16 protein-coding genes and 1 riboswitch are annotated in these 18972 nt (G+C 75.0%); of the genes, 13 read left to right on the forward strand and 3 right to left on the reverse strand.

Features of this window, described 5'->3' with window-relative positions; translation table 11 throughout:
- Nucleotides 1–14: 14 nt before the first annotated feature.
- The 3 genes from ACFY1S_RS17270 to ACFY1S_RS17280 form a co-directional block, all read right to left on the reverse strand.
- On the reverse strand, nt 15–500 hold the full coding sequence (locus ACFY1S_RS17270) for a hypothetical protein (protein ID WP_387118651.1): 486 nt from the start codon (nt 498–500) through the stop codon (nt 15–17).
- Between the two features lie 74 nt (nt 501–574).
- Complete coding sequence (locus tag ACFY1S_RS17275; protein WP_387118654.1) at nt 575–1282, reverse strand: hypothetical protein; 708 nt, start codon at nt 1280–1282, stop codon at nt 575–577.
- On the reverse strand, nt 1275–1856 hold the full coding sequence (locus tag ACFY1S_RS17280; RefSeq protein WP_387118657.1) for an RNA polymerase sigma factor: 582 nt from the start codon (nt 1854–1856) through the stop codon (nt 1275–1277). Before ACFY1S_RS17280 ends, ACFY1S_RS17275 begins: the two co-directional genes overlap by 8 nt.
- A gap of 123 nt (nt 1857–1979) precedes the next feature.
- On the opposite strand from ACFY1S_RS17280, the gene ACFY1S_RS17285 reads away from it, so the two are divergent.
- The 13 genes from ACFY1S_RS17285 (at nt 1980) to cobA (ending at nt 18971) form a co-directional block, all read left to right on the forward strand.
- A complete protein-coding gene (locus ACFY1S_RS17285) occupies nt 1980–2315 on the forward strand; it encodes a hypothetical protein (RefSeq protein WP_364364542.1) in 336 nt (111 codons plus the stop codon).
- Nucleotides 2316–2599: 284 nt separating this feature from the next.
- Nucleotides 2600–2729, forward strand: a riboswitch (cobalamin riboswitch).
- Between the two features lie 282 nt (nt 2730–3011).
- Nucleotides 3012–6680 (forward strand): cobaltochelatase subunit CobN, encoded by a 3669-nt coding sequence (cobN, locus tag ACFY1S_RS17290; RefSeq protein WP_387118661.1) that lies wholly within the window; start codon nt 3012–3014, stop codon nt 6678–6680.
- Entirely contained in the window at nt 6677–8866 is a 2190-nt protein-coding gene (locus ACFY1S_RS17295; RefSeq protein ID WP_387118664.1) for a VWA domain-containing protein, read from the forward strand. The genes cobN and ACFY1S_RS17295 overlap by 4 nt, the downstream gene beginning before the upstream one ends.
- A 91-nt stretch (nt 8867–8957) precedes the next feature.
- Nucleotides 8958–9569: a cob(I)yrinic acid a,c-diamide adenosyltransferase gene (gene cobO, locus ACFY1S_RS17300; protein WP_387118667.1), complete on the forward strand. Its 612-nt coding sequence runs from the start codon at nt 8958–8960 to the stop codon at nt 9567–9569.
- A complete protein-coding gene (locus ACFY1S_RS17305) occupies nt 9563–10921 on the forward strand; it encodes a cobyrinate a,c-diamide synthase (protein WP_387118670.1) in 1359 nt (452 codons plus the stop codon). The genes cobO and ACFY1S_RS17305 overlap by 7 nt, the downstream gene beginning before the upstream one ends.
- The gene (cobI, locus tag ACFY1S_RS17310) at nt 10918–11652 is read left to right on the forward strand and encodes a precorrin-2 C(20)-methyltransferase (protein ID WP_387118673.1); all 735 of its coding nucleotides are present in this window, start codon (nt 10918–10920) and stop codon (nt 11650–11652) included. The genes ACFY1S_RS17305 and cobI overlap by 4 nt, the downstream gene beginning before the upstream one ends.
- Complete coding sequence (gene cobM, locus ACFY1S_RS17315; protein ID WP_387118676.1) at nt 11649–12482, forward strand: precorrin-4 C(11)-methyltransferase; 834 nt, start codon at nt 11649–11651, stop codon at nt 12480–12482. Before cobI ends, cobM begins: the two co-directional genes overlap by 4 nt.
- Entirely contained in the window at nt 12479–13630 is a 1152-nt protein-coding gene (locus tag ACFY1S_RS17320) for a cobalt-precorrin-5B (C(1))-methyltransferase (RefSeq protein WP_387118679.1), read from the forward strand. Before cobM ends, ACFY1S_RS17320 begins: the two co-directional genes overlap by 4 nt.
- A complete protein-coding gene (gene cbiE, locus ACFY1S_RS17325) occupies nt 13627–14844 on the forward strand; it encodes a precorrin-6y C5,15-methyltransferase (decarboxylating) subunit CbiE (protein ID WP_387118682.1) in 1218 nt (405 codons plus the stop codon). Before ACFY1S_RS17320 ends, cbiE begins: the two co-directional genes overlap by 4 nt.
- Nucleotides 14841–16568, forward strand: a complete 1728-nt coding sequence (gene cobJ, locus ACFY1S_RS17330) for a precorrin-3B C(17)-methyltransferase (protein ID WP_387118685.1) — start codon at nt 14841–14843, stop codon at nt 16566–16568. The genes cbiE and cobJ overlap by 4 nt, the downstream gene beginning before the upstream one ends.
- Nucleotides 16556–16753, forward strand: a complete 198-nt coding sequence (locus tag ACFY1S_RS17335; RefSeq protein WP_387118687.1) for a DUF362 domain-containing protein — start codon at nt 16556–16558, stop codon at nt 16751–16753. The genes cobJ and ACFY1S_RS17335 overlap by 13 nt, the downstream gene beginning before the upstream one ends.
- The gene (locus ACFY1S_RS17340; protein ID WP_387118690.1) at nt 16750–17346 is read left to right on the forward strand and encodes a precorrin-8X methylmutase; all 597 of its coding nucleotides are present in this window, start codon (nt 16750–16752) and stop codon (nt 17344–17346) included. The genes ACFY1S_RS17335 and ACFY1S_RS17340 overlap by 4 nt, the downstream gene beginning before the upstream one ends.
- Nucleotides 17343–18971 (forward strand): uroporphyrinogen-III C-methyltransferase, encoded by a 1629-nt coding sequence (gene cobA / locus ACFY1S_RS17345; protein ID WP_387118693.1) that lies wholly within the window; start codon nt 17343–17345, stop codon nt 18969–18971. The genes ACFY1S_RS17340 and cobA overlap by 4 nt, the downstream gene beginning before the upstream one ends.
- The last annotated feature ends 1 nt before the right edge of the window (nt 18972 follow it).

An 18972-nucleotide genomic window follows, 5' to 3' on the forward strand; every position in this document is an offset into this window, starting at 1 on the left:
TCCGATCAGCCCGTTCAGGGTGTCCGCTCCGCGTAGACCAGGTCCAACGTGTCGGTGTGCCCGGCCCAGCGCAGGTCGAGGTGCCAGCACCCCGCCCGCGGCATGTCGATGATCGACGGGCCCGGACCGCCGGCGACCTCGTGGGTCACCCGGGTGTCCGTGCCGTCCAGCGTCGCGGTGATCACCAGGGTGGACGGCTCGGTGGTGCGGGCCACCCAGAGGATCTTGTTGGTCGACCCGTCCCGCCTCACCTGTGCCAGGGGGTGGGTGAACAGCACGGCCAGGATGTCGCCCTTCGCGCCGAAGACGTGCGGGGTGCGGGTGTCACCGTGGAACCCGGTGTCCGCCCAGTCGGGCAGGGCTCCCGTCTCGACGCGCGAGTGACAACCCGCGCCCGTCGAGCCCGCTCCGGGCGTGACAGGTGTCGCCGGCCGGTCGCCGGGCGTACACCCCGCCAGCAGGAGCGCCGACCCCAGCGTGAACCTGACCCAGGCAGCCATGTCGCCCTCCGGTACGTCGAGGAAACCACGTCGTGTGTCGCACCTTCTCGACACCGCTCGGGGCCGGCGGGTTCCTACGTCATCGACCGGGCGACGTCGATCGCCTCCAGCTTGGTGAGGTCCCCCTCGAGCCGGTAACTCACGCCGTCCGCCTGCCAGATCAGGGTCGAGGCGGCCAGCCGGGCGGTCTCCTGGCGCACCTGCCCGGCACGGTCCACGTAGGACAGGACGTGTGGGTTGGCGACCCAGACGGCGAAGTCCCCGTTGACCTGGACCCACTCCGCGTCCGGTCGGACTGTCTCCTTGTGGAAGGACAGGTTGAGGCGGCCGTCGAAGGCGTCGATGCGTAGCGCGCCCCCTCGGTAGAGCAGCGTCGCGACCCGGTGGGCGCCGGTGGCGTCGGGGTCGGCGACAAGCACCTGCTCGGGCGGGCCGAGCTTCGCCGGTACGCGGATCGGAAAGCGCACCGCCCGCTGTGCCTCGTCCAGCCCCGACGTCCGCTGCGACGGCAACGGCGACGGGGTGCCGGCGGGCCGGCCCGACGACGGGGAGATGCTGACTCCCGCGAAGCGCAGCAGACCGCCAACGGCGTCGGCGACGGCGGCCCGTGTCGGCGGCAGCACCGCCACCAGCAGGGCGGCGAGGGCCGCAGCGGCGTACGCGCGCCACAGGTGTCGCCGGGGCGCGGCCACCCGGGCGCGCACGCGTGCTGTCACGTCCGGCGGGTCGGGCGTCTCCAGCCAGGCGGCGAGGTCGCGGAGGTCCTTCTCAAGGTCATCCATGCCGGACCTCCTCGCGGTCCAGCAGGCCGCGGAGTTTCGCCAACGCCCGTGACGTCCGCGACTTCACCGTGCCCCGGGGCCAGCCCAGCGCCTGCACGGTCTCCTCCTCGCTGAGGTCGAGGAAGAACCGGCAGACGATCACCTCGCGGTCGCGTACCGGAAGGTGGCGCAGCGCCCGCACGAGCGCCGCGCGCCGTTCCCCGGCGAGGACCGCGCCGACCGCCCCGTCCTCGGCGGCCTCCGACGCCGGGCTGGCGGCCGCCGCGCGCAGGAACAGCCCCTCCCGACGGCTGCGCGTACGGTGCAGGTTGCGGGTCTCGTTGGCGACGATCGCCAGGAGCCAGGACCGGAAGGACGACTCACCGCGGTAGCGGGCGAGTTTGCGGTACGCCTTCACGAACGCCTCCTGGACGATGTCCTCGGAGTCCGATCCCGCACCGAGCAGCACCGCCGTCCGGTACGCGGACGCGGTGTGCCGGGCGACCAGGAGGTCGTACGCCTCGAGGTCACCTGTTCGGGCGCGGGTGACGAGAACGTGGTCGTCCAGGGGAGCCTCCGGTTCGATCACCCTCATGACACCGCACGCGGGCTGCGGGTTCCATCCGGTACGGGGTCAGCTTGCTCCCATCCGGCGTGCAGGGCTTTGCCAGGAATCGGTGCTGCACTGGGGGGGAGCGTCGAGGAGAGGGGTGGGGGCATGGGCTGGTTCAGTAGGCGGGCACGGGGTGCCGAGGCGACCCCGACGAAGCTGGACCGGGAGGCGACCCGCGACGACCTCGCCGCGCTGGAGGCGTTCGTCACCAGCCGACGGGGGGTGGAGTTCTACCTGGAGCCGGAGACCACCGCCACCGACACGACAGTCGTGGCGATCGCCCACGACGGGGAGTGGATCCGCCGCCGCACCGGCACGCCACGAGCTGCGGGCGCCATCGCCCGCAAGCACGCGGTGCCGCTGTACGAGGCGGGGCGTACCGGCTACCCCGAGCGGATGCGGGTGTGGAGCCGGGCCCACCCGGAGCGCCACGCCCGCTGAGACTCCTCCGCCAAGAAGCCAAGCACCGCCGGGCCAGCGCGGCGGGGGCCAGAGTGCCGGACATCCTTTGCTCTGCTTACCGATAAGCGGCAGTAACGCTCCCTTTCTGTGGCGTATGGGTAAGCAGAGCAAAGGAAGCCGGGCATTGATCCGGGGTATCGAGGCCGGATGATCCGCTGTCGCGCCGACAGCTGAAGCTCGGTGACGCACACCCGCTCGGCCGGCCGGAGCGGCGTTGACCCGCAGCGCAGGGGTGTGGCAGCATTCGCAGCCTGACGGCAGTGAAGGAAGTCGGTGCGAATCCGACGCGGTCCCGCCACTGTCACCGGGGAGCGATCCCCCCTCGTGAGTCACGGCCGTGTGTCTGCGGTTGGAAGGCCGGGGGAGAGCGTCGATCCGGAAGCCAGGATACTTCGGCCGTCGGGACGTACCCCAGGGCGTGGACACCCGAGGAGGACCCGATGACGCTTGGCGTCTCCATCATTGACGGCTACTGCCGTCTTCCGCACGGCGGCCGTGCCGTCGTCGCGATCGGCATCGACTCCGTTCACCGCTGAGTTCCGGACCGCGCCGCCCGTCGCTCCCGGCCGCAGGCCGCTGAGCCGGCTGGATCGCGGTCCTCGCTGAACCCTGCGCCCATCCCACGTCGCCAGGCCGCTCTCGCGAGCGTGCCGACGTTACCGTCCGGAGCCTGCCGTGCGCGTTCTGCTACTCTCCACCGCCGACACCGACCTGCTGGCCGCCCGCGCCAGTGACGCCGACTACCGGCTCGCCAACCCGGCACGGGTCGTGGCCGACGAGGTGCCCGCCCTGCTCGAGGGGGTCGACCTCGCCGTCGTACGCCTGCTCGGGGGTCGCCAGGCGTGGCCGGACGGCCTCGCGGCGGTGCTCACCAGCGGACTGCCCGCCGTCGTGCTCGGCGGTGAGGCGGCGCCCGACGCGGAGCTGATGGCCCTGTCCACGGTGCCGTCCGGAGTGGTCACCCAGGCCCTGGCGTATCTCGTCGAGGGCGGACCGGACAACCTGGCGCAGCTCGCCCGGTTCCTCGGCGACACAGTCCTGTTCACAGGCGAGGGCTTCGCCCCACCGGCACGCACACCTGCGTACGGCGTGCACGGCGCGCACCTGGCCGACCCGTACCTGCCGACAGTGGGGATCGTCTTCTACCGGGCACACGCCCTGGCCGGCAACACCGGATTCGTCGACGTGCTCGCCGACGCGGTACGCGACGCCGGCGGCAATCCGCTGCCGATCTACTGCGGCTCGCTGCGCGGGCTGAGCGCCGGCACCGAACCGCTCGGGCTGTTCGCCCGCTGTGACGCGCTGCTGGTCACGGTGCTCGCCGCAGGTGGCGCGGTCGCCGCCGACGCCTCCGGCGGCGGGGCCGAGGACGCCTGGGACGTGGGAGCCCTCGCCGCCCTGGACGTACCGGTCATCCAGGCGCTCTGCCTCACCAGCACCCGCGACCAGTGGGCCGCCAGCGACGCCGGACTGTCCCCGTTGGACGCGGCGATGCAGGTGGCCATCCCCGAGTTCGACGGCCGGATCGTCACCGTGCCGTTCTCGTTCAAGCGGATCGACGCCGACGGCCTCTCCGTCTACGCCGCCGATCCCGAACGGGCCGCCCGGGTCGCCGGGATCGCGGTGCGCCACGCCCGCCTGCGGTACGTGCCCAACGGCGACAAGCGGATCGCCGTGGTGCTCAGCTCGTACCCCACCAAGCACTCCCGGGTCGGCAACGCCGTCGGACTGGACACCCCCGTCTCGGCGGTCCGGCTGCTCGGCGCGCTCGCCGAGGCCGGCTACCACCTGGGCGACGCGCCGGTGCCCGACGACGGCGACGCGCTGATCCACGCGCTGATCGCCGCGGGCGGGCACGACGTGGAGTGGCTCACCCCCGAACAGTTGGCCGCCGCCGAGGCCCGGATACCCGCGCAGACGTACCGGCGGTGGTTCGACCAGATCCCGGCCGAGCTGCGCGATCGGATGCGGGAGCACTGGGGGGAGCCGCCCGGCGAGCTGTACACCGACGGCGGCGACATCGTGCTCGCCGGGCTGCGCTTCGGAAACGTGGTGCTGCTCATCCAGCCGCCGCGCGGCTTCGGGGAGAACCCGATCGCCATCTACCACGACCCGGACCTGCCGCCGAGTCACCACTACCTGGCCGCGTACCGCTGGCTTGCCGCGCCGGTCGCGGACGGCGGCTTCGGCGCGGACGCCGTGGTGCACCTGGGCAAACACGGCACCCTCGAATGGCTGCCCGGCAAGGGCCTCGGGCTGGCCGCCGACTGCGCACCCGACGCGGTCCTCGGCGACCTGCCGCTGGTGTACCCGTTCATCGTCAACGACCCCGGCGAGGGCACCCAGGCCAAACGCCGGGCGCACGCAGTGGTCGTCGACCACCTGGTGCCGCCGATGGCCCGCGCCGAGACGTACGGCGAGCTGGCCAAGCTGGAGCAACTGCTCGACGAGTACGCGACGGTGCAGGCACTCGACCCGGCCAAGGTGCCCACCGTGCGGGCGCAGATCTGGGACCTCGTACGCGCCGCCGAACTGCACCACGACCTGCACGCCGAGGCGATGCCGGGCGCGGACGACTTCGACGACTTCGTGCTGCACCTCGACGGGTACCTGTGCGAGGTCAAGGACGTGCAGATCCGCGACGGACTGCACATCCTCGCCGCCGCGCCGACCGGTGAGCCCCGGGTCAACCTGGTCCTCGCGGTGCTGCGCGCCCCGCAGATCTGGGGCGGCGCCCACGCCCTGCCCGGTCTGCGGCAGGCACTCGCCGCCGCGTACGGCCTCGACGAGCAGGAACTGCTCGCGGCACCGGGAGAACGACTGGCCCTGCCCACGGCGCTCACCGACGCGGTGGACGGGCCGGCCGGCACCGCCGCCGACGCCGTCGACCTGATCGAGGCCCTCGCCCGGCGGCTGGTCGTCGGCATGGAGACCCTGCACTGGGACGTGGACGCCGCCGACGCCGTGGTCGTCGAGGTGACCGGCCAACCGTTCCCGGACGCCGTCGCGGTGCTGCGCTTCGCCGCCACCGAACTGGTGCCCCGACTCGCGCGGACCACCGACGAGCTGACGAACACCCTCGGCGCGCTCGACGGCCGGTTCGTGCCGCCCGGACCCTCCGGCTCACCCACCCGGGGCCTGGTCAACGTGCTTCCCACCGGTCGCAACTTCTACTCCGTCGACCCCAAGGCGATCCCCAGCCGCAACGCCTGGGACGTCGGCGTGGCCCTGGCCGACTCGCTGCTCGCCCGGCACCTCGCCGACACCGGGGCGTACCCCCGCTCGGTGGGGTTGACCGTGTGGGGCACCAGCGCGATGCGCACCCAGGGCGACGACATCGCCGAGGTGCTCGCGCTGCTGGGCTGCCGACCGGTCTGGGACGAGCGGTCCCGGCGGGTCACCGGCGTCGAGGTGGTGCCGACCGCCGAGCTGGGCCGACCGCGCGTCGACGTGGCAGTGCGCATCTCCGGGTTCTTCCGCGACGCGTTCCCGCACGTCGTTGCCCTGCTCGACGACGCCGTCCGACGGGTCGCCGCCCTCGACGAGCCGGACGCGGACAACTACCTGCGCGCCCACGTCAACGCCGACCTCGCCGAGCACGGCGACGAGCGGCGGGCCACCGCCCGGATCTTCGGCTCCCAACCCGGCGCGTACGGCGCCGGTCTGCTGCCCCTGATCGACGCCCGGACCTGGCGTGACGACGCCGACCTGGCCGAGGTGTACGCGGTCTGGGGCGGCTACGCGTACGGCCGGGGCCTGGACGGGCGGGAGGCACGAGCCGACATGGAACGCTCGTTCGCCCGGATCGCGGTGGCCGTGAAGAACCAGGACACCCGCGAGCACGACATCGTCGACTCCGACGACTACTTCCAGTACCACGGCGGGATGGTGGCGATGGTCCGCCACCTCACCGGCACGTCACCGCAGGCGTACGTGGGTGACTCGGCGATGCCGCACGACGTGCGGACCCGCACGTTGGGAGAGGAGACCCGGCGGGTGTTCCGGGCCCGGGTGGTCAACCCGAGGTGGATCGCCGCGATGCGCCGGCACGGCTACAAGGGGGCGTTCGAACTGGCCGCCACAGTGGACTACCTGTTCGGCTACGACGCCACAGCCGGCGTCGTGGACGACTGGATGTACGAGCACCTGGCCGCCGCGTACCTGTTCGACGAGACGACCCGGGAGTTCCTGGAGCGGTCCAACCCGTGGGCGCTGCGCGGCATCACCGAACGGCTGCTGGAGGCCGCGGACCGGGGCCTGTGGGCCGAACCCGACCCGGCCACCCTGGACCGGCTCCGCGACACGTACCTGGCCAGCGAGGGTGACCTGGAGGACCGGGCATGACGTACCCGTTCAGTGCCGTGCTCGGCATGGCCGACATGCGGTTGGCGCTGCTGCTCAACGCGGTCTCCCCGGCGATCGGTGGGGTCCTCGTGCGCGGCGAGAAGGGCACCGCCAAGTCGACGGCAGTGCGCGCCCTCGCCGCGCTGCTGCCCCCGGTCGGCCGGGTCGCCGGCTGCCGGTTCGGCTGTGACCCGGCCGAGCCCGACCCGGCCTGCCCGGACGGCCCGCACCCGGTCGACGCGCCCGCCGAGACCCGGCCGGCCCGCCTGGTCGAGCTGCCGGTCGGCGCCGCCGAGGACCGGGTGGTCGGGTCGCTGGACCTGGAGCGGGCCATCGGCGAGGGGGTACGCGCCTTCGAGCCGGGTCTGCTCGCCGCCGCCCACCGGGGCGTGCTCTACGTCGACGAGGTCAACCTGCTGCACGACCATCTCGTCGACCTGCTGCTTGACGCGGCGGCGATGGGCCGCAGCCACGTCGAACGCGAGGGCGTCTCGGTCAGCCACGCGGCCCGGTTCCTGCTGGTGGGCACCATGAACCCGGAGGAGGGGGAGTTGCGCCCGCAGTTGCTCGACCGGTTCGGGCTCACCGTCGAGGTGGGGGCGAGCCGGGACCCGGCGGTCCGGGTCGAGGTGGTCCGCCGCCGGCTCGCGGCCGACGCCGACCCGGCCGGGTTCGCCGCCCGCTGGGCCGACGCCGACGCCGACGTCGCCCGGCAGGTGGCCGACGCCCGCCGCCGGCTCCCCGGGGTACGACTGCCGGACGCCGCGCTGCGGCAGATCGCCGAGGTGTGCGCGGCGTTCGACGTGGACGGGATGCGCGCCGACATCGTCACGGCCCGCACGGCCCTGGCGCACGCCGCCTGGCTCGGGCGGGACCGGGTCACCATCGACGACGTACGGGTGGCCGCCCGGCTGGCGCTGCCGCACCGCCGCCGCCGCGACCCGTTCGACACGCCGGGGCTTGACGAGAAGCGCCTCGACGAGGCGTTGCGGCAGGCCCAGGACGCCCACCCCGACGACGATCCGGACGACGCCGGCCCCACCGGCAGCGGCCCGGACGGCGGCGGTCCACGAGGAGGCGGCGGCCCGGGCGGTGACAGCGAGGGACACGACCCCGACGGGAGCGGCCCGGGCGGTGACCGGGACCGGACCGATCCCGGGCCGGGTAGGGCCGGGCAGTCGGCAGTCGGCGACACGGGCCCTCAGGGACGAGCCGATCGGGACGGTGGGTGGCCGCAGGGCGGCAGCGACGACGGGGGCGGCTCCGATCAGGACGGGGGCCGGCGCGGCGCCGGAGGCGATGACATGGCCGGCGGGCCGGTCGACAGCGACCCGAGCCGTGCCGGGGCGTACGCCCCGGCGGGCGGTCAGCCAGTGGCCGTACCCCGCGGTGGGTTGCGGGCGCGGCTGCTCACCGCCCCCGGCGTGGGTGACGGGGTGCCCGGCCGGCGGTCACGGGCCCGGACCGGGCGGGGCCGCGCCACCGGCGCGCGGGTGCCGGCGGGTCGGGTCGGGGCGCTGCACCTCGCGGCGACGGTCCGGGCGGCCGCCCCGCACCAGGCCGCCCGGGGGCGCCTCGCCGGGCCGCTGCGGTTGCGCGGCGACGACGTCCGCGAGGCGGTGCGCGAGGGCCGCGAGGGCAACCTGGTGCTGTTCGTGGTGGACGCCAGCGGTTCGATGGGCGCCCGTCAACGGATGGCGACAGTGAAGGACGCGGTGCTGGCCCTGCTCACCGACGCCTACCAGCGGCGGGACAAGGTCGCGGTGGTCGCCTTCCGGGGCGCCGACGCGCGGACGCTGCTGCCGGCCACCTCGTCGGTGCTGGCCGCGTCGACCCGGCTGGCCGAGCTGCCCACGGGCGGGCGGACGCCGCTGGCCGAGGGCCTGCTCGCCGCCGCGGACCTGCTGCGGGTGGAGCGCCTGCGCGACCCGAAGCGTCGCCCCCTGGTCCTGGTGGTCACCGACGGCAGAGCCACAGCCGGCACCCGCCCCCTCGACCGCGCGGCGGCGGCGGCACAGGTCCTGGTGGCGACGCGCGCCTCCTGCGTGGTCGTCGACTGCGAGTCGGGCCCGGTCCGGCTCAACCTGGCCGCCCGCCTCGCCACCCAGCTCGACGCCCCCCTGCACCCCCTGGCCTCCCTCACCCATTCCCACCCCCGCGATCGTGCGATTCCGGTGGCGACATGACAGGACACAGTGCGCAGATGGCCGACAGAAACCGCAAGATCGCGGAGAGCGGGAGCGTGTTGGTGGGCGTGGTTACGACGGGGGAACGCTGATGCCGCAGGGAAAGCCGAGTCAGGTGCCCGCTGACGGGTTGACCACCCGGCAGCGACGGCACCGGCCACTGCTGATCGTCCACAGCGGACAGATGAAGGGCAAGTCGACGGCCGCCTTCGGGTTGGCCCTGCGGGCGTGGACGGCAGGACTGCCGGTCGGGGTGTTCCAGTTCGTCAAGAGCGCCAAATGGCGGGTGGGGGAGGAGAACGCCTTCCGCGCGCTCGGCGAGGTGCACGAACGTACCGGCGAGGGTGCCCCGGTCACCTGGCACAAGATGGGCGAGGGCTGGTCCTGGATCCAGCGCGGCGGCGACGCCGACCACGCCGCCGACGCACTGGAGGGGTGGCGGCAGATCCAGCGTGACCTGGCCGCCGAGCGCTACGGGCTGTACGTGCTTGACGAGTTCACCTACCCGATGACGTGGGGCTGGGTGGACGTCGACGAGGTGGTCGCCACCCTCACCGACCGGCCCGGCTTCCAACACGTCGTGATCACCGGGCGGGACGCCGACCCGCGCCTGGTCGCCGCCGCCGACCTGGTCGCCGAGCTGACCAAGGTCAAGCACCCGATGGACGCCGGCCAGAAGGGCCAGAAGGGCATCGAATGGTGAGCCTCGAGCCGTGGCCGCTGCCTCGGGTGGTGGTCGCCGCGCCGGCCAGCGGGCACGGCAAGACGACAGTCGCCACCGGGATGCTCGCCGCGCTGCGCCGCCGGGGCCTCACGGTCAGCCCGCACAAGGTCGGCCCGGACTACATCGACCCGGGCTACCACGCCCTCGCCGCCGGCCGCCCCGGACGCAACCTCGACCCGTTCCTGGTCGGCGCGCAGCGCATCGCGCCGCTGCTGCGGCACGGCGCGAGCGTCCCCACACCTGCCGACGTCGCAGTCGTCGAGGGCGTCATGGGCCTGCACGACGGCGCGGTCGGCCGCCGCGACTTCGCCTCCACCGCCCACGTCGCCCGGCTCATCGGCGCGCCGGTGCTGCTGGTCCTCGACACCACCGCGCAGGGCCGCTCGGCCGCCGCGCTGACCCTCGGCATGGCCGCCTTCGACCCGGCGGTGCGGATCGGCGGGGTCATCCTCAACCGGGTCGGCTCGCCCCGGCATGAGACGCTGCTGCGCGACGCCCTCGCCGAGGTGGGCGTACCGGTGCTCGGGGCGGTCACCCGCGCCGCCGAGGTCGCCGCCCCGGCCCGGCACCTCGGGCTGGTCCCGGTCGCCGAGCGGGCGCCCGAGTCCCTGGCGATCGTCACCGCCCTGGCCGAACTGGTCGAGGCCACCGTAGACCTCGACGCGGTGCTCGACCTGGCCCGCAGCGCCGCACCGCTGACCGCCCCGGCCTGGGATCCGGTGGCCGCCGTCGGCGGGCCGGCCGGCGTCGAGCGCCCACTGGTCGCGCTCGCCGGTGGTCCGGCCTTCACCTTCTCGTACGCGGAGACCGCCGAACTGCTCACCGCCGCCGGTGCGGACGTGGTCACCGTCGACCCGCTGCGTGACCCGGCGCTGCCCGCCGGCACCCGCGCGGTGGTGATCGGCGGTGGGTTCCCCGAGGCGCACGCCCAGGCGCTGGCCGGCAACTCCACGCTCCGCGCCGAGCTGGCCGACTTCGACGGACCGATCGTCGCCGAGTGCGCCGGGTTGCTCTACCTCGGGCGGTCCCTGGACGGCGTACCGATGTGCGGCAGGTTGGACCTCACCGCCCGGATGACAGGCCGCCTCACCCTCGGCTACCGCGAGGCCGTTGCGGTGGCCGACTCCCCGGTGGCCCGCGCCGGTCAGCCGGTACGCGGCCACGAGTTCCACCGCACCACCACCGACCCGGGGCACGGGGACCGGCCGGCGTGGCGGTGGGACGACGCGCGGCACGGCTTCGTCACCGGCCGGGTCCACGCGTCCTACCTGCACACCCACTGGGCCGGCCATCCCGACGCGGCCCGACGGCTCGTCGAGGCGTGCCGATGACCGCCACGCTGACCGGGGTCGGGGTCGGGCCGGGAGACCCCGAACTGCTCACCGTCAGGGCGGTGCGGATCCTGCGCGAGGCCGACGCGGTGTTCGTACCCGTGATGGCTGACCGACCGGACACCGGGCGGGCCGAGGCGACAGTGCGGGAGTATGTGGCGGCGGACCGGCTGCGCCGGCTGCCGTTCGCCCTGGACGACAGGGGTGGGGTGACCGCCCGACGGACGGCCGCCTGGGACGCCGCCGCCCGCGCTGTGGTCGAGACGATCGACGGCGGCGGGCGGTCGGTGGCCTTCGCCACCATCGGCGACCCCAACGTCTACTCCACCTTCGGTTACCTGGCCCAGAGCGTGCGGGCTCTGCGCCCGGCCGTGCGGGTGGCGACCGTGCCGGGGGTGACCGCCATGCAGGAGCTGGCATCGCGCAGCGGCATCCCGCTCTGCGAGGGACGCGAACCGCTCACCCTGCTGCCGGCCACCGCCGGCCTGGCGCTGTTCGCCGACGCCCTCGCCGGGCCGGGCACCGTCGTCACCTACAAGGGCTGGCGGCGGCACCCCGAGCTGCTCGCCGAACTGCGCCGGCAGGGCCGGCTCGACGACGCGGTGCTCGGCCGCGGCGTCGGCCTGCCCGGCGAACACGTCGGACCTGTCGACGACACCGACCACGACCTGCCGTACCTGTCGACGCTGCTGGTCCCCGCCCGCCGCGACAACCGAGGAGGAAAGCTGTGACCAGCGACGGCACTGTGTGGTTCGTCGGGGCCGGCCCCGGCGCGGCGGACCTGCTGACCCTGCGGGCCGCCCGGGTGATCGCCGAGGCCGACATCGTCATCTGGGCGGCCAGCCTGGTGCACGCCGACGTCCTGGCCCACGCCCGCCCCGACGCGGAGGTCGTCGACTCGTCGCAGCTGCCCATCGAGGGAGTGCTGCCGCTCTACGAGCGGGCCGCCGAGCAGGGGCTGACGGTGGCCCGGATCCACTCCGGCGACCCGGCCCTCTGGGGCGCGGTGCAGGAGCAACTGGACCTGTGCCGGGCCCTCGGCCTGGCCGTCGAGATCGTGCCCGGGGTGTCGTCGTTCACCGCTGTCGCGGCGATCGTCGGTCGGGAGCTGACAGTCCCCGAGGTCGCCCAGTCGGTGATCCTCACCCGCCTCGAAGGTGGCAGGACCCCCATGCCGCCCGGCGAGCGGGTCCGGGACTTCGCCCGGCACGGCACCACCATGGCGCTGTTCCTCTCCGCCGCCCGGTCCGGTCAGGTGCAGGCCGAGCTGCTGGCCGGCGGCTACCCGGCGGACACCCCGGCCGTGGTGGCGTACCAGGCGACCTGGCCGGACGAGCTGGTGGTGCGCTGCACTGTCGGCACCCTGGAGGCGACGGTGAAACAGCACAGGCTGTGGAAGCACACACTCTTCCTGGTCGGGCCGGCCCTGGCCGCCGAGGGCACCCGCTCGCACCTGTACCACCCCGGGCACTTCCACACCTTCCGCCGGGCCGAGCCGGCCGCCCGCGCCGAGCTGCGCCGACAGGCCGGCTCCCGCGCCGGAGGAACAGGCACACAGTGACGTACGCCGAGCCGCCGCTGCGCGAGCCGGACCTGCCGCGTACCGCGAAGGTCCGGCCCACCGCGCTGCGTACCGGCTGGACCACGGGCGCCTGCGCGACGGCGGCGGCGAAGGCCGCGGTCACCGCGCTGGTCACCGGCGAGGTGCAGCCGGAGGTGGAGATAGGGCTGCCCGCCGGGCGGCGGGTGCGCTTCCCTGTCGAACGCTGCGAGGTGACCGGCACCCCACCGGTGCGCGCCGAGGCGGTGGTCGTCAAGGACGCCGGCGACGACCCGGACGTCACCCACGGTGCCGAGCTGACCGCCACCGTGGACTGGACCGACGTGCCCGGACTGCGGCTGGCCGGCGGCGCCGGCGTCGGCACGGTCACGAAGCCCGGTCTCGGGCTCACCGTCGGCGGTCCGGCGATCAACGACACCCCTCGCCGAATGATCGGCGAGGCGGTCGCCGAGGTGGTCGACCTGGGCGAGGTCGGCGTCCGCGTGGTGATCAGCGTGCCGCGGGGCGAGATCCTGGCCCGCAAGACGACGAACCGGCGGCTCGGCATCCTGGGCGGCATCTCGATCCTCGGCACGACGGGGATCGTGCGGCCCTTCTCCACCGCGTCCTGGCGGGCCAGCGTGGTGCAGGCGGTGCACGTGATGGCCGCCCAAGGCGAGCGGACAGTGGTGCTGTGCACCGGCGGGCGTACCGAGCGGGCCGCCCGCGCGCTGCTGCCGGAGCTGCCCGAGGTGTGCTTCGTCGAGGTCGGCGACTTCACCGGAGCAGCGGTGACCGCCGCCGTGGGTGACGACATGACCGCTGTGGTCTTCGTCGGCATGGCCGGCAAACTGGCCAAACTCGCGGCGGGAATCCTGATGACCCACTACACGCGCTCCACCGTGGACCTTTCCCTGCTCGGTGCGGTGACCGCCGAGGCCGGCGGTGATCCGGAGCTGGTCGCGGCCGTGACCGAGGCGAACACCGGCCGGCACGCGTACGAGCTGTGGGAGGCCGCCGGGCTGCTCGCTCCGGCGGGGGATCTGCTCTGCCACCGGGTCCGTCAGGTGCTGCGGCGCTTCGCCGGGCCGACGGTCACCGTCGACGTGGCGATGGTCGACTTCGCGGGCTCGCAGGTGGTGGCCTCGTCCGGCCGGTGGCCCCGATGACCCCGGCGGCAGGCGTGACGGTGGTAGGTCTGGACGCCGCGGGCGCCCCGCCACACCCCGCGCTCGCGCCGGTGCTGGCCGCTGCCGGGCTGGTCGTCGGGGCCGCCCGGCATCTGGCCTCGGTGCCCGTACCGGCCGGCGCGGACACCGTCGCCCTCGGGCCGCTCGCCCCCGCCGTGCGGCGGTTGACCGGGGCTGTCGCCGCAGGGGTGCCGGCCGTCGTGCTGGCCAGCGGGGATCCCGGCCTGTTCGGCATCGTCAGGCGGCTGCGCGCGGCCGGGCTGCCGCTGCGGGTGGTGCCCGCGGTGTCCAGTGTGGCCGCCGCGTTCGCCCGCGCCGGCCTGCCCTGGGACGGCGCCGTCGTGGTCACCGCGCACGGGCGTGACCCCCGAGCCGCGGTGAACGCCTGCCGGGCGCTGCCGCTTGTCGCCGTGCTCACCGCGCCCGGCGCCGGTGCGGCCGAGCTGGGCGCCGGCCTGCTCGGCTGGTGCCGCCGCCTGCTCGTCGCCGAGCACCTGGGCACCGACGCCGAACGGGTCCGCGAGGTGACGCCCGAGCAGGCGGCTGCCGAGACCTGGTCCGACCCGCACGTGCTGCTCAGCATCGCCGACGCGGCCGACGTCGGCGCGATGCGGTCGGACAACCAGCCCGCCGCCGCCCCCGCCCACGGGTGGGCGCTGCCGGAGACCAGGTACGCCCACCGCGACTCGATGATCACCAAGTCGGAGGTGCGCGCCCTCGTCGTCGCCCGGTTGCGGCCCCGCCTCGGCCGGCTGATCTGGGACGTCGGCGCGGGCAGCGGCTCGGTGGGCATCGAGTGCGCGTCGCTCGGCGCGGCCGTGCTCGCCGTCGAACGGGACACCGACTCCGCCGCGACGATCCGGGCCAACGCCGCCGCGCACGCCGTCGACGTCCGACTGGTCATCGGGCGGGCGCCGGAGGCGTTGGCCGGGTTGCCCGAGCCGGACGCGGTCTTCGTCGGCGGTGGCGGGGCCGACGTCCTCGCCGCCGTGGCATCCCGCCGACCGGACCGGGTGGTGGCCACCCTGGCCGCCCTGGACCGGGTCGGGCCGGCCGTGGGCCTGCTGCGCGCCGCCGGCTACACGGTCGACGGCTGCCAGCTCTCCGCCGCCCGCCTCGCCGACCTGCCCGGCGGGTCCATCCGCCTCGCGGCCACCAACCCGGTGGTCGTCCTCACCGGGGAGCGCCAGTGACCGACCAGAACCCGCCGGCCCGCATCGGCCTGGTGGCGGCCACCGCCGCCGGCCGGCGGCACGCCGACACCGTCACCGCCGCCTGGCCGCACGCCCGCCTCATCGAGGGGGAGAGCGTCGCCGACGCGCTGCGCGGTGCCTGGGCGGAGTGCGACGCCGTGATCGCGTTCCTGGCCACCGGCGCGGTGGTACGGATCCTCGCGCCGCTTCTCGACGACAAGCGCACCGACCCGGCGGTGGTGGTCGTCGACGAGGCGGCCCGGCACGCGGTGGCCCTGCTCGGCGGGCACGCCGGCGGCGGCAACGCTCTCGCCGAGGCCGTCGGCGCCCTGCTGGACGCCCGACCGGTGATCACCACGGCCACCGACGCGGTCGGCCTGCCGGGACTGGACACCCTCGGCTGGCCGGTGCGGGGCGCCGTCGCCGTGGTGTCCCGGGCCATCCTGGACGGTGAGCCGGTCCGGCTGGTCGCCGACGCCGACTGGCCGCTGCCCGCCCTGCCCCCGAACGTGCGCGTGACCGACGACTACACGACTGACGGCGGACATCGGCTGCTGGTCACCGACCGGGTGGTGCCGCTCGACGGGCGGACCGCCGTGCTGCGGCCCCCGTCGCTTGTCGCCGGGGTGGGCGCGAGTCGGGGCGTACCGGCCGCCGAGGTGGCCGAGCTGCTGCACCGGGTGCTGGCCGAGGCCGGCCTCGACCCGGCGAGCCTGCGCTGCCTGGCCAGCGCCGACGTCAAGGCCGACGAGGCGGGCATCCGCGACACCGCCGACGCGCTCGGCGTACCCCTGGTGACCTGGCCGGCGACGCGGCTGGCGGCGGTCGACGTGCCGCACCCCAGCGAGGTGGTCCGCGCGGCGGTCGGCACGCCGAGCGTGGCGGAGGCCGCCGCGCTGCTCGGCCCGCACGGCCGGCCCGACGACGCCACGCTGCTGGTCGGCAAGACCGCGTCGACGATGGCGACCGTGGCCGTGGCGCGGCACGCGCCGCGCGGCCGGCTCGCCGTGGTGGGGCTCGGGCCGGGAGCGGCCGACCTGCGCACCCCGCGCGCGGTCGTCGAGCTGCGACGCGCCGCCGTGGTGGTCGGCCTGGACCAGTACCTCGACCAGGTCCGCGACGTGCTCCGCCCCGGCACCCGGGTGCTGTCCAGCGGGCTGGGCGCGGAGGAGGAGCGGGCCCGCGCCGCCGTCGCCGAGGCCGCCGCCGGCCGGGCGGTCGCGCTGATCGGATCCGGCGACGCCGGGGTGTACGCGATGGCCAGCCCCGCCCTGGAGTACGCCGACGAACGGATCGACGTGGTGGGCGTGCCAGGGGTGACGGCAGCCCTCGCGGCCGGCGCGCTGCTCGGCGCCCCCCTCGGCCACGACCACGCCTACGTGAGCCTGTCCGACCTGCACACCCCGTGGGAGGTCATCGAGCGGCGGGTGACGGCCGCTGCCGAGGGTGACTTCGTGACGCTGTTCTACAACCCGCGCAGCCGGGCGCGCGACTGGCAGCTCGGCAAGGCGCTCGGCGTCCTCGCCGCGCACCGGCCACCGGACACCCCTGTCGGTGTGGTGCGCAACGCCAGCCGCCCCGGCGAGCAGGTACATCTGGCCACCCTGGCGACCCTGGATGTGGGGATCGTCGACATGTACAGCGTCGTGGTGGTCGGCAGCAGCGACACGAGAGTGGTCGCCGGCCGGATGGTCACGCCCCGGGGGTACCGGTGGCGCTCGTGACGATCGGCGCGTGCCAGGGCTGCGGCGCCTGCCTGCTCACCTGCCCCACGCACGCGATCCGGCCGGTCCCCGGCGGCCTGGCGGTCCGCGCCGACCGGTGCACCGGCTGCCTGGAGTGCCTGGAGATCTGCCCGGTCGACGCGATACGCGTGCTCGACCCCGACGAACGTGGAGGACGCCGATGAGCCGGGTGGCGCACCCGATCGAGGTGGAGTCGTACCGCATCCTGCGCGAGCGCGTCGACCTGTCGTACCTGCCGCCGCTGAGCCGCGCCGTGACCGAACGGGTGGTGCACGCCAGCGCCGACCTGGCGTACGTCGACGACCTCGTCTGCGACGAGACCGCCCTGGAGTCGGGCCTGGCCGCGCTGCGCGCCGGCGTACCAGTGGTCACGGACGTGGCGATGGTCGCCGCCGGCATCACCCGGGCCGGCCTGGAACTGGTCTGCCCGGTCGCCGAGCCGGCCGCCGCCGAGTTGGGCCGCTCCGCCGGCATCACCCGCTCGGCGGCGGCCGTACGGATCGCCCTGACCCGGGTCGGCCCCGGCGCGGTCTGGGTGGTCGGCTGCGCGCCCACCGCGCTCGTCGAACTGCTCACAGTGGACGCCGCGCCGGCGCTGGTCGTCGGCCTGCCTGTCGGCTTCGTGGGTGCCGCCGAGTCGAAGGCGGCGCTGCGGGCCAGCGGCCTGCCCGCCGTGTCCAACGTGGGCGAGAAGGGTGGTTCGGCGGTCGCCGCCGCCGCCCTCAACGCCCTGCTCTACGTCGAGGAGAAGTCATGACCGGATTGGTGATCGTCGGGCACGGTACGCGCAGCGTGGCCGGGGTCGACCAGTTCGCCGCGCTCGTCGAGCGGGTCCGCCGCCGCGGCGAGGTCGGCGATGTCGAGGGCGGCTTCATCGAGCTGTCCCGCCCGCCGCTTACCGACGCGGTCGGCGCGCTCGTCGCACGCGGGCACCGGAAGCTTGTGGCGTTGCCGCTGGTGCTCACCGCCGCCGGGCACGGCAAGGGCGACATTCCCGCCGCGATGGCCCGTGAGCAGGAGCGTCATCCCGGGCTGACCTACCGCTACGGTCGTCCGCTCGGCCCGCACCCGCTGCTGCACACCGCCCTCGAACAGCGCATCGACGCGGCACTGGCGGGCACCGACCGGGCCGGCACGTGGGTCGCGTTGATCGGGCGGGGGTCCACCGACCCGGACGCCAACGCCGAGGTGGCCAAGGTCGCCCGGCTGCTCTGGGAGGGACGCGGCTACGCGGGCGTCGAACCGGGATTCGTCTCCCTGGCGCAGCCGTCGGTGCCGGCCGTGCTGGACCGGCTGCGCCGCCTCGGCGCGCGGCGGATCGCCGTCGCCCCGTACTTCCTGTTCGCCGGGGTGCTGCCGGACCGGATCGTGGCCCAGTCGGCGGAGTTCGCCGCCGCCCACCCCGACCTCGACGTCCGTGTCGCCGAGGTGATCGGCGACTGCGACGCCCTCGCCGACCTGGTGCGGGAGCGCCACGCCGAGGCGCTCGGCGGGGACATCCGGATGAACTGCGACACCTGCGCGTACCGGGTGTTGATGCCCGGCTTCGCCGACAAGGTGGGCCGCCCGCAGCAACCGCACGACCACCCCGACGACCCGGTCGGCCACCGCCACCACCACGGGCACGACCATGCACACCACGACCACGGTTCGGTAGCCGTGGTCGGCGGCGGGCCGGGCCCCGACGACCTGATCACGGTACGCGGACAGGCCCTGCTCGACGCGGCGGACGTGGTCGTCGTCGACCGCCTCGCCCCGCGGGGGCTGCTCGCCGGGCTGCGCCCCGACGTGCTCGTGGTCGACGCCGCGAAGGTGCCCCGGGGCCCGTCAATGTCCCAGGACGCGATAAACGCGGCCCTGGTGGCACACGCCCGCGCCGGCCGCCGGGTGGTCCGGCTCAAGGGCGGCGACCCGTACGTCTTCGGACGCGGCCACGAGGAGGTGCTGGCCTGCCGGGCAGCCGACGTACCGGTGACTGTGGTCCCGGGGGTCAGCAGCGCCCTCGCCGCGCCGGCCCTCGCCGGCGTGCCGGTGACGCACAGGGGCGTGGCGCACGACGTCACAGTTGTCTCCGGGCATCTGCCGCCCGGGCACCCCGACTCGCTCGTCGACTGGGCGGCGCTGGCCAGGGCCCGGGGCACCGTCGTCCTGCTGATGGCAGTCGACACCATCGCCAAGATCGCGGCGGTGCTGATCGAGCACGGACGCGCCCCGGAGACCCCGGTGCTCGCGGTGCAGGACGCGGGGCATCCCGGCCAGCGGTCGGTGCCCGCCCGGCTGGACGAGATCGGCGCGGTCGCCGCCCGGGAGGGCATCGGCCCGCCCGCCGTCTTCGTGCTCGGCCCGGTGGTCGCGCTCACGACCACCGGGCCGACGGGCTGAC

This window comes from Micromonospora sp. NPDC000663, from assembly GCF_042898105.1.
Taxonomy (GTDB): Bacteria; Actinomycetota; Actinomycetes; order Mycobacteriales; family Micromonosporaceae; genus Micromonospora.

Coding starts and splice junctions, on each gene's coding strand:
- ACFY1S_RS17270 (WP_387118651.1), bottom strand. CDS start 500: ATGGCTGCCTGGGTCAGGTTCACGCTGGGGTCGGCGCTCCTGCTGGCG.
- cbiE (WP_387118682.1), top strand. CDS start 13,627: ATGACCCCGGCGGCAGGCGTGACGGTGGTAGGTCTGGACGCCGCGGGC.
- ACFY1S_RS17295 (WP_387118664.1), top strand. CDS start 6,677: ATGACGTACCCGTTCAGTGCCGTGCTCGGCATGGCCGACATGCGGTTG.
- ACFY1S_RS17280 (WP_387118657.1), bottom strand. CDS start 1,856: ATGAGGGTGATCGAACCGGAGGCTCCCCTGGACGACCACGTTCTCGTC.
- cobA (WP_387118693.1), top strand. CDS start 17,343: ATGACCGGATTGGTGATCGTCGGGCACGGTACGCGCAGCGTGGCCGGG.
- ACFY1S_RS17285 (WP_364364542.1), top strand. CDS start 1,980: ATGGGCTGGTTCAGTAGGCGGGCACGGGGTGCCGAGGCGACCCCGACG.
- cobI (WP_387118673.1), top strand. CDS start 10,918: ATGACCGCCACGCTGACCGGGGTCGGGGTCGGGCCGGGAGACCCCGAA.
- ACFY1S_RS17340 (WP_387118690.1), top strand. CDS start 16,750: ATGAGCCGGGTGGCGCACCCGATCGAGGTGGAGTCGTACCGCATCCTG.
- ACFY1S_RS17275 (WP_387118654.1), bottom strand. CDS start 1,282: ATGGATGACCTTGAGAAGGACCTCCGCGACCTCGCCGCCTGGCTGGAG.
- ACFY1S_RS17305 (WP_387118670.1), top strand. CDS start 9,563: ATGGTGAGCCTCGAGCCGTGGCCGCTGCCTCGGGTGGTGGTCGCCGCG.
- cobO (WP_387118667.1), top strand. CDS start 8,958: ATGCCGCAGGGAAAGCCGAGTCAGGTGCCCGCTGACGGGTTGACCACC.